This is a genomic window from Paenibacillus sp. GCM10027627 (genome assembly GCF_042675505.1).
Taxonomy (GTDB): Bacteria; Bacillota; Bacilli; order Paenibacillales; family Paenibacillaceae; genus Pristimantibacillus.
The window spans coordinates 1,414,114-1,426,784 of the sequence record NZ_JBHTHB010000001.1; the positions used below are offsets into that span (position 1 = coordinate 1,414,114).

A 12,671-nucleotide genomic window follows, 5' to 3' on the forward strand; every position below is an offset into this window, starting at 1 on the left:
CAGTTTGCTTAGGTGGGCTGCGCATTGTATTATCTATGGCTTTGTCACCTCCTTAAAATGCCCATTCGTGCTCAACACTTGAAGCACTATCATTCTTCTCTTCATATATGAAAGGATTTGAATCAACTGTTTCATTTATATTCTCAACAGAGTATCTATTTCTAACAATCGATTTCAAACTGCCACCAGTAATCTCAAGCTCTTTTATCGCTGATCCTGTGACCACTAGCTTACCCTCGACCTCAATTGTGGGAACTAAGTAATTGATGTTTCCAAAAATCCTGACTGTTGTACCATAAGTCATGTCTTTGAACATTTTGATTGTTTCAGTTATGTATTCGTTCGAACCTTGACCTATATATTTATTGTAGTTGATGACAAAACAATAAGGAATTTTTCGAATTACATCGTCAACTTTGACCAGTATAAGGCTATCCACAAGGTATTGAGACTTGTTTCGATCTTTCTCTATATTTAAAAAAACAATCTCTTGTGAAAAGTAAGCATCTTGTTCATGTAGTTCATTTGCTTCGAGTTGCTGATCAAGCCTTCCTATATCTCTTATTGAGAATTTCGCCTGTACCTTACCATTGTATTCTTGAAATTGAATCGATCCATTTATATAAACAGAGTCGCCATCCTTTAAGTTCTCTTTTATGTTTTCTATTGCATCAAACGAAGTCAATTCAAACGACTCTGATGTAGTAAGTGAGACTTTTAATGGCATATGTATTCGATAATTAGAAGTCGTGTATCGTTCTTTCCAATTCACGATTATTGAATCATTTTTTTTATAATTCCTTTTTAATTTGATTTTCGTAGCTGTTGATCCCATTAACTCAACTGGTATTAGAGCAGCATTCTGCACTTTTACATTGAAGTTTAATCTATGCCATTTATCTCCTCCTTCTTTCTCACCTTCGGAATAATACCTGTCGTTTTGTAGGCCAACCACAATTCCTTTGAGTGAGAAGCTTCCATATGTAGGCTGTAATTCTGTCATACTACTCAACTCACTTGATTAAATTAGAACTCCTGACCAGATTTGAACTGATACGTCACAAGGACAACAAATTTTAAATTTGTCATGTCTGCCATTCCATCACAAGAGCATATGGTCGAGAGTGTGAGGATCGAACTCACCTTTCGTGCTGTATAAGAACACCGCCATTCACCAGATCGCTTGCTCTCGAATACTTCATGAAATACATATTTTATTTTTTATTTGATGTGTGTCTAATAATAGCACTTTAAACTTTCAAAAGTCAACGATTATTTTATTATTATATTTTTAAAATAATAAAGACCGTTTATCTGATGTTTAAATGGCGTTCTTTTGCCTATCTTTTGCAATAGAACGCCATATTTATTCATTATAACTTAACAACCTTAAAAACTCCTCTAAGCATCTCGATTTCTTCTTTTGCTATGTCACTAACAAATATGACAGAACTTCTCCTATTATCCATCGTATAAACTTCTCCATGAGGTAATAATTCATCCGAATTTAAAATATAAACCCTATAACGCCTCAGTCTCATTATCACCTCAAACCACCTATACTTTAAATTTGATTTTTCATTTTTAAAAACTTGTATGTGCTTTCAGGAATATCATCAAGATCACCAGTGAAAAAGTCTTTAATCCATAAAGTTAAATCTTCCATAGTCTTAACATTCTCAAAAAGAATTTTATATACTTGTGTGTTAACATCTATTTCACATACATATTTAATCCATTTCAGAAAACCTTCAACACTGTCCTCCCATTCATCCCAAATTTGATCAGAATCATTCATCAATCATTCCCCCTGTGTCTTCAAAGTGGTGTATGTAGTCATTATAGTCGAATTTAATACATTATTGGAAGTATAAATCTTCTCAAAATAAATACTTTGACATCTGATCTGCAATGTGCTTAAATGTCGAATTCATAAGTAATTTTGTCGAAAAAGAAAGTTTTTTTGATGGAATTAGTATTTTTAACTTTTTTTGTTATTAACCTCATTAACTACTTTACCATAAAGGACGATAAATAGGTCTTTCAATAATTCCTTTATTATATTTCAAGTCTTTTTCTTTCCCAAAACTTTTTACTAGTATGTTTTTTACAGCAGCACTCGTTGCATTTATATAATGTTCAAGAGAAAAGTATACTCGATTTAGATCAGAATCATACCAATTAATCATATTCATATTTACTAAAACACCACTATCAATTTGCTTAAAAGTTGGATTGTCCTCAAGATGCACCCAAATTGAATCTGATAATGTAAAACATGAAACAACTTCACCAGTAAAAAGATGTATTCTGCCAATATTCTTTTTGGGTTGGCTAAAGTATAATATTTGACTTATTTCAATAAATCTTATTTGGTAACCCGATAAAGGCACTAAAACATATTTTTCTTGATCTAGCCCCTTAATTAAAGAACTAATCAAATCTGTTACTGGAGCAGCTGTAGTTATTATCTCAACTATTTCATCTGTTGAAAAAACATCTACATGTTCCAAAAGCATTTTTTTAAATGTATCTTTACCCATTTTATATTTAGGCATTATTACCCTCCTCAGCAATTAGTTGTTTAAAGTGTGGGAGAGATTAATCCCCCACATAATCATCTATTTTTTATTATCACAAAATAGCCAAACTTTATCTAAAACAACTGGTAACGCTAATACTGCTAAAAATGCAAGAGAACTTAGGAATGCTTTTCTTTTCACTTAAACACCTCCTTCTTAGAGTGTATTATTTCAACTATATTCAATGTTATCCATCTTATTAGAAAAATAAGTTATAATTAAGACTGAAATCAATGAGGCAGTTGCAATTAAGATTGTGCCAGAAATTGAAGATGATTCTGTTAATAGGAATGTAGTAAAGTTAATAATACTCAAAAGCCCCAATGTTAATGTAACAATTAAAAATAACCTTGATTTGCTTGATGATAATTTTTTTTTGAATGTAAAACCATACCCACCATTAAATATTTTAATAAACAATGCAATGCAAATTGTAATAATTGAACCTATTAACTGATGAAAGTATGAAGACAATATAAATGGTTCATGAATTGTTTTTGTTGTAGAAATATCAAAAAATATAGAAATACTAATTACAATAAACTGAACAGATAGAAAAAAGATGAACCCAGATACAGTTGAGATTATTGCATACCTCAACTTTCTGTCTAAAATTTTTTTCAATATGTATATTACAACAGGCATAATTAATAAAGGTAAAGGAATGTAATTGTGAATTTTCAATAGAACAAGGATGTAAGAAAAAAAAGTTGACCCAAAAGTTAGATAAGCAATTTCCTTTTTATAATTCTCAGGATACAGCCTGAAAAATGAGAAAATCAAAAAGAAAATTGAAAAGTATTCTAATGAACTAAAAATCATATACCCTGTAAAATTAACCAGATGCTCCATCTTCTACTCTCCCAGTTCCTTCAATTTTAAAAATGTCAAAAATCAGAACTAGCCACATTATTAAAAATATACTATTTATAAAGTATGAAATTAATATAAGTAAGAAAGTAATCATTTTCTTTCGAAGATCTAAAAAGTTTCTAGGTCGTTTGAAAATTAAATGTACTAAAAGAACTAGAAGCAAAACAATTACTAAATGAGACTCTGGTATTACTTCTGATAAGGTTATTGTAACAAGTATTACACTGATAGTCACTATGTAACAAACATCTACTGAAAAATGATTCTCACTGTCCCACCATCTGATAAAGCATAATGAACAAACCGATAATAATATTTCCAACAATACATCAGCTATTAATCCTAACAACATAAGTGTCATTGAAACAGATATATACAATACTACTAACTTAAGCTTATTCTGAATAATAGACAAATGGATATTTTTACTTTCAAGAATTCTTTTCTGCTCATCATCAAAAACAGTCCACAAAGCTTCCCCTATGTATAATGCTGACTTTTTTAATATCAATCCAGCACCTCATTTCTAAATACAATTTACCATATCTTCTTTTTAATAGTCAAGGTATTTTTTATTTAAAATAATAAAAAACCCTAACTTATAAGTTAGGGTACACTTTCAATATAGTTTCTTCATTTAAGAAGTCTGCCTTCATTCGATACAGTGAGACATCTGTCTTATTGTTGAACCTGTCAAGTACCATTGTAAAGTGCTCATCTACAATTGTTTTGTTATTGTCCAAGTATAGTTCTTTTAAATAATAAATCATCCCACTATTTTGTATGTTCAATGGTGTGAGATTTGGTTCATTGATTTCAACAGCAATCCTTGCAAGAGCTGAATAAATAATATTAACTCCTGCTTCATTTATTGTCTTTGTTCTCGACTTAGCAGGACGAATAATATAACTGTTCTCAACTATAGCAAATGTATCAGCTTTGACATCTGGACTTGGTTTACCGTTCTTTTTGTGATAGGTATCCTCATCATAAGCCTTCAAACAAATGTCAATTGTATCCTCTGGTACTGGAATAGTTCTGCTAAGGCCATTGTCATCCTTCAGGTGAAGTCTATTGTTAACTTTATCAATACTGCCTATTTGAAGATTCAGCATTTCTGAACCTCCACTACCAAATACACCTTGAAAAAGTAAATCCACTATAGCACCATCACGCTTATTTACTCGTGTTGAAATTATCTTTCTAATTTCTTCATCTGTCCAGAAACGTTTTAATGAGCTATTAACGAATTGTTTTTTCCATTCTGCTGATACATTGGCAATTGGGTTAACACCTTGTAATAGTCCTTCTTCAACATTCCAGTCAATATACTTTTGCAACCATGTCATATTTGAATTAGAAGACTGTTCTGTTTTAGGTGCATAGAGAAATCCAAGTCTACGAATTTCTTCTCGATTAAAATCAGCCAAGTCTTTTTCCAATTCACTTTCAACTACCTGCGATACTTTAAACAATCTCAAGATTATTTTTTGAGTACCCTCTTTATAACCATTATCTAAGATGAATTGCATTTTTCTGTCTTGGTTGTAGATTTTGTCTTCATAAATTGAATTAGACATTACTCATCCATCCTCTCGATCTTTATCAAAGAATATTACAGGTTTTCTCTAACCTTCTGAAAGGCATATTCCCGAATATTCTTTTTGACTTGATTCGAGTTGACCTTGCCAGTACCTTCACTAAATAGTACTTTGGAGTATTCTCCATCTCTTGAGTAATCAAACAGTTCCACCAGTCGAATTATCTCATCTGTTGGAATATTCTTACCATACTTATCAAATAGACACTTAGCAATAACAAGATAAATTACAAAAGTATTGTGGTAATTTCTTAAGCTGTTTTCTCGCGCCTGAATAAGTGTATTTATATCTTTACTGAAATCTTGAGGATAGTAGTCAATTAGGTAATCAAAGAAATTCACTAAAACTTCAGCAATATCCAGTCTATCTTTATTATCTTTCGGATCAAAAATATCTTTAACACCATTAGAAAGAACATTAAAACTTGTGAGATAGGTCTTCTTCTTTGCAACTGTTGCCTCTGGTGTAATTCTACCTTGTAAAACTGATTTTCTTTCAACATCTGTGATGATCTTATCCTGAAGCTTATCATTCATCAAATAGTTTACAAATGATTTATCAAATTTGGACATTTTATTAATCTGTCCAAGATAAAAACGTGCTTCATCAAAAGTTAAATATTTTATAGCAACATCAACTGGTAGATCCTTGTCAGGATCATCTTCCAATACATTCAAAAATGCTGACAATCTGTGATATCCATCAATTACATAAAGTTTACCTGCCACAAGAGTCAATTCACCATCATCATAAGTCACTTCTTCTGTGCCATCCATTAAGATACAAAGTGTAATGGTGTTCGAGCGGTATTTATCTCTCTTCACCAAGTCTGTAATTTCATTGATGCTTTTTTGAATTACTTTAGGTGATCTAATTATATCACCTTTTCTACTAACTTTTTCTTTTGGCTTTCTTTGAATGTCCATACTGTACTCTAAGATTTTACTATTCCAAAGTGCTCCAATTTCCTTTATTTTAAGTGATGTTATATAGTCATTTTCAGTAGACTGAACAACAAAATTTCCAAATGTATGAGGTAGTGTTAATTTCATTGTAGTATCCATCTTAAACTTGCGAATCTTTCCGATTTGTTTTTGATTAAAAAAATTTTCAGGATTAGATTCTTCAAGACCAGTAACTTCAAAAATGACAGAGACAACTGCTCCTTGCTCTTCAATTGAAAATGTCTCAAATTTTTCATTGTTGACAAGAATTTCATTTATTGTGCCATGGGGAATTCTGTGTCTTGAGGATAGAAGTTCATTAATTTCACGCAAATGTTCTTTGTTTTTTGCTACCTCTGTTAATACTCCACTAATTGCATCTAGTGTTGATTTTTCCTGTACTTCACTCATTAAAATAACACACTCCCTTACGAGATTGATTTTCAATTACCACTATTGTCTATTCATATTATACATCAGTTATCAAAAAAATAAACTCTAAAGATAAAATAAAAAGTGAAATTTTTAAGATCAAATCTGAATAAAGTCTATTTGATTTCATCAATTAAAAACTTCACAAAAACAGGAGTCATTAAATTCCCACTTTTCAAAACTCCTCTATGTTTAACTTCACATTTCAAAATTTTCTGTATCCAAACAGATTTTTTATCTTCTTTTACAACCATCTTTTTAGTTATCTCATAAAATAACTGTTTCATTTCCTTTGAGATTCCAAATTCCACAAACCCTTTTGATCCTATTCCTTCTCCCCCAATAACTTCGAGATACCATCCAGTTTGCTCTTTTCGAAATCCAGAAATCAAACAGTCGGAATAACGCCAATTGATTATTTTAGTCCATACATCAACTGGTCTCTTACCTGCATGGTATCTGGATTCAATACGTTTAGCAACTATTCCTTCAAGTTTATGCTTTTTTATGACTTCAAATAACTGATTCCCATTCTTTCTTAGATACATGACTTTTTGTAAATATGATTGATTTGACACCTTACTTTCAAGGATTTGTTTTCTTGCTACAAGTGGCAAATCCATTAGTGGCTTATTCCTATACATCAAAATATCAAAAACAATGTAATTGCAAGGATTAATGCTCATTTGTTGTTTTACACTCTTCTCAGACTTACTAACTATCCTTGACATTACAGCTTCAAAATCCTCTTCTAAAGGATTGTGGGGACTATAACAAACTAATTCTCCATCTAGAATAGTTCCTGCACTTAGATCAAGTTTCAAGAGCTCTGGAAGACTTTTGGTCACATCTGTTCCATGTCTTGTAATGAGTTTAGTTTGCGATTCACTTCTTAGCAGTTCAAGTCTAATTCCATTCGACTTTGGCTCAAATATGTGATTTTCGGAATTAAACGGTTCCTTGCAACTATCTAAGAGCATAGGGTCAATAAAATTCATATTCAAACTGAAGCCTTATTCTTATCAGACTTCTTAGCAGATTTCTTTTTCTTTGGTGGTTCAGATAAATTAAGATCTTTATCAATAATCAGAACATCTTCAGTTTGATTATTCTTCAGTGAAGCCTGTAACATGTCCATTAAATTTGTTGTTGTACTCATGGTGTTATCAAACTTTCTTATTGCTTCTTCTTTAGAGATTTTCGATTCAATTAGAGCCATTAATTCTTTTCTAAATGTGTTCTGATACTTAAATGGATTAAATTCTGTTGTCAACTGATCTATTAAAAGTCTTGCAATGTTGTATTCCTTTTCATTCACTTCACTATCTTGAATGTTTGGTACGCTTTCAATTGGCCTCACTTCATCTGGATAATGAATGGTCTCAAGCATGATAACATTCTTTATAGTCCGAATTACAGCCAACTGTTCATTGGATCTGATCGTAATTTTAGCCAATCCGACTTTATTAGTATCTGACAACACTTTCCTTAACAATGAATAAGCTCGATTTTGACCAATGTCTGGAGACAAGTAGTAACTATTGTTGAAATAAATTGGATCAATCTGCTCAAGCTTGATGAAATCCAAAACCTCTACAGACTTATTCTCAAACTTTTCTTTCAGCTTTTCAATTTCAATATCCTTAATGATAATTTGTTGTTGATTTGAATGCTCATAAACCCTTACAATGTCATCTTTATTCAAGATCCTTTGATCATCGGAAGCCACTTTTATGTGCCTCACTGGTTTCAGATTTACCTTGTCTACATTGTTGAATTTAATGTCCTTATCTTCAATAGCTGCATGCATTTTCACACCAATATTGATCAAACCAAAAGAGATGTTCCCTTTCCAAACTGTATGCAAACTAAAAACCACCCTATACTTTTTGCATTTAGGATGGCCAAATTTTTATCTGATATTCATGATCATTAATAATCAATATACTTTTTTAGTAACTCAATTGCATCATTTATTGGCATAGAGATCTTGATGGTGTTCCTAAAATATTTTCTTTGGTGAGTTTTCGAAAATTTTAGAGGTATTTTATCTTCAAGAACACCTCTGAAATTAGTTAAATCAGACATTACATCAATGTCTTGCACAGCAAAGAGCCTTCTTAAATGAGACTCATGAATTGGCTTATGAAATGTAATTGTACTTAGTTTGATAAGCAATAAATACTCTTCTTCATATTTATGAAACCCAACAATATGTCCTACACTTTCGATTATGACTTTTTCTAATACTGCATTTTTAAGAATATATAGCTCTTCTTTCATTTCGTCATAACGATTTCCTTTTTCAATCTTTGCTTGTTGATTTTTCTGCTTCCCAAACTCATAGCAATAATCTCTTAAATCTCTATACACTTTTGCTTGTTTGTTTACAACATACAATGCCTCAGCAATTCTAATAGCTTCCATAAACTCACCTTCAAATATTTAATAAACCATCTCTCTACTGTTTCAGTGAATTGTTGGCAGTAAATATAACCTATAAGGTATAGGTTGCTCACCTATACCTTATACTTCCAGTCCTCTTCACTTGATCTGTAAAAGCGATTGGATGACATTTCGGATGCGGTTTCACGCACATCAGAAAGTTCCTCTTGTGTATACCACTTACCTTTTAAATTCAAGAAATGCTTTTCATCCTTGGAAATTTTATCTTCATCACTTATAAGAATGTACCTTGACGTTTCTTTAAGGAACTTGCTTAAGTTATACACAAAAACTTTTCCTGTGATTTTATTAATGATATCTATCTCATCTTCTTCCTGAAAATCAACTGGCAGCACAAATCTAACCAATTTATTAAAGTAAGCGAACTTATCATCTATGTTTGTAACAATAAACTCTTTAGTATACTTTTCTCGAACATCACTTATCCTTAAGAGGTTCTTTAAACTCAATGTAGCGGCATTCTTAGCTCCGAGGATCAATAGTCCATAGTTATCCATGAACTTCTTAAAAGAACAAACTATTTTAACTGCTCCATTATACATATTGAAGGTGATTAAGATTTCATTTTCTTCATAGTCAAACTTTTCAACTTCCAGTTCAAGACTTTCCAACTGTAAACGAATCATATTCTCAATTTTACGAATAAAATTACGCTCATAAATTTCTCTGACTGTCTTCTCATCAATAAGTCCTGTTTCTTTCATCAACTCAATAAGTGCATGTTTTTGTTGTCCTTTAAGCCATCCCATAATTGCATTAGATGCCACAAATGGATTCGACTTATACTTAATTTCATATTCGACCATTGATTTCTCTAAATCAATATATTGATCGTGCATTTTTATTAACTCTTCAAAAGAATGACTATCACACTTTAGAAAGTTCTCATACTCTTTTTTAATTGCAATACCCAGTTCCAAATAGGGTTTTCTAATGTAATTGGGAATTAATACTGAAAAAGAATCTAATTTAAAATCCCAATTTGCAATTAACTTATCAATGCCATCAATATGAGCATTTGCCTCAGAAAGTCTTCTTACCTTACTGGCATTCGTTTTTAATTGAGATAAGGTCATCCCAAAACCCAAATTATCAAAATCTGCAAACTCCTTAATACAATCACTACCAACATTTAAAGTCTTATTATTCAATCTATTTTTAATATAGAAGATATACCTGTTTCTTTGATTGCATAAAGAACAGTGTTTATGGTTTCTCGCATCAGTTCCCATATCTTCATATGGACGCAGATGTTCCTCATTATATTTCCATTCGTCACCAGATAATTTAATAATAAAGGGTACTACATTACGAAAGTCACTTTTATGCTCTTCAGGAATATCTTCTGTCTTTATTTTCTTTTGTTCAGAAAGCATTTGGAGAAACCAAGGGTAATCAAGAGTGACAGTACTATTAACTAATAAATTTCGTTGCTTTCTTGTAACAACAACTTTGTTCATTCATGACCTCCATATACAATATAAGAATGTATGTTTGGTCTATTGATTATACCATATTACCATATGTTGCTACAAGTGTATTCTTATTGTCTATATATTGATGTCAAGTTCAAGTGCATCACTATTCAAAACTCCTCATCGAATCGACACCTCATGGCATCTAATCAATTCTAAAAACTTTGTTGATCCACCAAATACACCAAAATCTTTGTCCCAATATACACTACCTAATTTTTCTTCATTTTCCCATACTTCTATTATGTATGTACATCCCTTTTCAACAATTTCGTCCTTTTTATCTAGTGCCTTCTGTAAATCAAATGTTGGTAGCTCAATACTAACATCATCTTCATCAGAAGACAAAACTATATAGATCAACTTTGATCCATCCATTTAAATCATCCTTTCATGACTCATCGATTTTAAAATCTTTTTCATCAACAAAATTAATTGTTGCATCAATAATAATCATCGACTCATCGACAGATGTATTTTGAACAACAGAAATTGTTTCCGCAAGATCCTTGATAAATTTTTCTTTATGCAAATTAAGCACTTCCTTTCCCAATAAATCCGTTATTTTATCCCCTTTAACTTTTCTTCAATCCAAAACTTAGCTGCCTCAATCGCATCTTCTTGTTTGGTAAATTCGATTTTATCCCATAATGAATTAAATCGAATATCTCCATCTTTCCTGTTTACTTGGTAATAGTATCTGTCTACTGTCTGATTCTGACTAATTGTCACTTCAAATTTTTTATATCTGCCTTGCCAAGTTTTTAGACGATCCCATTTTTCACTAATATCCTTAAGTTTCATCAAACATCCTCCGTGCGCACTTCATAATATAGTAAATTTGTTTAATTGTTCTTATTTTGTCTCTCTTGTACAAAAGCGACAAATCTTTCAACCATCTCATAAGTAAGAGCATTATCCATTTCGTCCACAAATATCTCTTCACTTGTACTATACTCTTCGTCATATCTATCACACAGTTTCCAAACTAGACTTTCAGATTTATCTTTAAGATCATTCCATCTATCTCTATCTAAAAATTCAGCCACCAATTCTTCATCAGATAATTTTGCTAAGAATTCTTTATTGATTGTCATCTACTTCACCTTCCCAAAAATAATTACCTATATGTAAATTTATCATATCTTTCAAAAATATCCATTACATATTTCTGTCTTTCATCTTCCTTGATATTCGCGTTTTCTTCCCATAAAACTTGGATTCAGCATTATAGCGGCTGTCAAAAATATTAACCATGTAAATCTCATAAATTGCTCTTTCCATTGGATCTTCAATAACATAAAAATCAATATGTTGCACTTCATGATTAATTGCCTTTAAATGTGCTCCACGATAAAAATGAGTACTCATTCTTGACTTAAGATTCTTGGATTGTCCTACATAAAGTACTTCATCTTTTGAATTTCTAAAAACATATATTCCTGAAGTTTTAGGTATTTCTGAATGACTTCTGAATTGCGTTATACTTGTGTACTCTGATTCATTTGAGCCAATTTTAGATACCGAAAAATCGACTTTGGGTAAGTTAATATTAAGCATTCTGTCTTCACTCCGAAGTAATTTTTTTGTACCATTGAAATGGATCTTTTAATGTAATCTCTTTTCTAAATTGTCAACTATTTCATCAATCGTTCTTATCAATCCTTTAAAATTCAATCCCCAATGTAAAAGATTATCTTCAATTTCATTGTAAATCTCAGATTTCGACTTGCCATTTGTTTTCTTATTCGCTACATATTCAATGAATCTAGGATCGCTTTTTGCTTTAAAAATTATCTTATCCTCATGCTTCAGTTTAAACCTAAAAAATGGTATCGGCTGTTTTAGCATAATTTTCGCAAGTACTGTATCAAACCTATCAAAATGGCATCTTAGAATAATATCAATAAGTTTCATAATAAGAACACACCTTCTTCATAGTCATGTTGATAAATCCATTCAATTTTACCATATCTCATCAAGCTTTATGAAACTGACATTTCAAAGACTATTTCCACTTAATTTTCTCCCACAAATCGGACAATAGAATATCTCAACTGATGTACCGATATCACTTTCACCACTTACACTAAGACCAAGTTTAACATTATCATCATTAGTATAAATTTTAACCCAAGCTGATATGTATGGCGCTTTTCCAGAGATCAATGTCTTGGGGTTATTTGGCTTACAGAATCCACATTTAGTTGATTCTTCTTGACTCAAGACTACTCCTCCTTCCTATCCATTGAAATTGGCATTTTATTTACATTGAATTCGTTCTTTTAAATTATCCAT

General features: G+C 31.3%; 18 protein-coding genes and 1 tRNA gene. All 19 read right to left on the reverse strand.

Annotated features, from left to right (window positions below):
• Positions 1–52: 52 nt before the first annotated feature.
• Positions 53–1,003: a hypothetical protein gene (locus ACFQZE_RS06790; protein WP_379354964.1), complete on the reverse strand. Its 951-nt coding sequence runs from the start codon at positions 1,001–1,003 to the stop codon at positions 53–55.
• Positions 1,004–1,115: 112 nt separating this feature from the next.
• A tRNA-Ile gene (locus ACFQZE_RS06795) sits at positions 1,116–1,192 on the reverse strand.
• A 372-nt stretch (positions 1,193–1,564) separates the two neighbouring features.
• Entirely contained in the window at positions 1,565–1,798 is a 234-nt protein-coding gene (locus tag ACFQZE_RS06800) for a hypothetical protein (protein WP_379354966.1), read from the reverse strand.
• Between the two features lie 217 nt (positions 1,799–2,015).
• Positions 2,016–2,558: a hypothetical protein gene (locus ACFQZE_RS06805; RefSeq protein WP_379354968.1), complete on the reverse strand. Its 543-nt coding sequence runs from the start codon at positions 2,556–2,558 to the stop codon at positions 2,016–2,018.
• A gap of 195 nt (positions 2,559–2,753) precedes the next feature.
• Complete coding sequence (locus tag ACFQZE_RS06810; RefSeq protein WP_379354970.1) at positions 2,754–3,434, reverse strand: hypothetical protein; 681 nt, start codon at positions 3,432–3,434, stop codon at positions 2,754–2,756.
• Entirely contained in the window at positions 3,418–3,966 is a 549-nt protein-coding gene (locus tag ACFQZE_RS06815; RefSeq protein ID WP_379354972.1) for a hypothetical protein, read from the reverse strand. Before ACFQZE_RS06815 ends, ACFQZE_RS06810 begins: the two co-directional genes overlap by 17 nt.
• Positions 3,967–4,054: 88 nt before the next feature.
• Positions 4,055–5,035 (reverse strand): phage lytic cycle repressor MrpR family protein, encoded by a 981-nt coding sequence (locus ACFQZE_RS06820; protein ID WP_379354974.1) that lies wholly within the window; start codon positions 5,033–5,035, stop codon positions 4,055–4,057.
• Between the two features lie 35 nt (positions 5,036–5,070).
• Positions 5,071–6,411: a DNA sulfur modification protein DndB gene (locus ACFQZE_RS06825; RefSeq protein WP_379354976.1), complete on the reverse strand. Its 1,341-nt coding sequence runs from the start codon at positions 6,409–6,411 to the stop codon at positions 5,071–5,073.
• A gap of 137 nt (positions 6,412–6,548) precedes the next feature.
• Positions 6,549–7,430, reverse strand: coding sequence for an ATP-dependent DNA ligase (locus ACFQZE_RS06830; protein ID WP_379354978.1), 882 nt, complete (start codon positions 7,428–7,430; stop codon positions 6,549–6,551).
• A gap of 2 nt (positions 7,431–7,432) precedes the next feature.
• Positions 7,433–8,299 (reverse strand): non-homologous end joining protein Ku, encoded by an 867-nt coding sequence (ku, locus tag ACFQZE_RS06835; RefSeq protein WP_379354980.1) that lies wholly within the window; start codon positions 8,297–8,299, stop codon positions 7,433–7,435.
• Between the two features lie 65 nt (positions 8,300–8,364).
• Positions 8,365–8,859, reverse strand: a complete 495-nt coding sequence (locus tag ACFQZE_RS06840; RefSeq protein WP_379354982.1) for a hypothetical protein — start codon at positions 8,857–8,859, stop codon at positions 8,365–8,367.
• Between the two features lie 92 nt (positions 8,860–8,951).
• Positions 8,952–10,358: a hypothetical protein gene (locus tag ACFQZE_RS06845; RefSeq protein WP_379354984.1), complete on the reverse strand. Its 1,407-nt coding sequence runs from the start codon at positions 10,356–10,358 to the stop codon at positions 8,952–8,954.
• Positions 10,359–10,493: 135 nt separating this feature from the next.
• Positions 10,494–10,751, reverse strand: coding sequence for a hypothetical protein (locus ACFQZE_RS06850; protein ID WP_379354986.1), 258 nt, complete (start codon positions 10,749–10,751; stop codon positions 10,494–10,496).
• Between the two features lie 13 nt (positions 10,752–10,764).
• The gene (locus ACFQZE_RS06855; RefSeq protein ID WP_379354988.1) at positions 10,765–10,905 is read right to left on the reverse strand and encodes a hypothetical protein; all 141 of its coding nucleotides are present in this window, start codon (positions 10,903–10,905) and stop codon (positions 10,765–10,767) included.
• Between the two features lie 29 nt (positions 10,906–10,934).
• On the reverse strand, positions 10,935–11,177 hold the full coding sequence (locus ACFQZE_RS06860; RefSeq protein ID WP_379354990.1) for a hypothetical protein: 243 nt from the start codon (positions 11,175–11,177) through the stop codon (positions 10,935–10,937).
• Between the two features lie 41 nt (positions 11,178–11,218).
• Positions 11,219–11,470 (reverse strand): hypothetical protein, encoded by a 252-nt coding sequence (locus ACFQZE_RS06865; protein ID WP_379354992.1) that lies wholly within the window; start codon positions 11,468–11,470, stop codon positions 11,219–11,221.
• 64 nt (positions 11,471–11,534) lie between these two features.
• Positions 11,535–11,933 (reverse strand): nucleotide excision repair endonuclease, encoded by a 399-nt coding sequence (locus ACFQZE_RS06870; RefSeq protein ID WP_379354994.1) that lies wholly within the window; start codon positions 11,931–11,933, stop codon positions 11,535–11,537.
• 48 nt (positions 11,934–11,981) lie between these two features.
• Positions 11,982–12,290 (reverse strand): hypothetical protein, encoded by a 309-nt coding sequence (locus ACFQZE_RS06875; protein ID WP_379354996.1) that lies wholly within the window; start codon positions 12,288–12,290, stop codon positions 11,982–11,984.
• An 84-nt stretch (positions 12,291–12,374) separates the two neighbouring features.
• On the reverse strand, positions 12,375–12,599 hold the full coding sequence (locus ACFQZE_RS06880; protein WP_379354998.1) for a hypothetical protein: 225 nt from the start codon (positions 12,597–12,599) through the stop codon (positions 12,375–12,377).
• Positions 12,600–12,671: the final 72 nt, after the last annotated feature.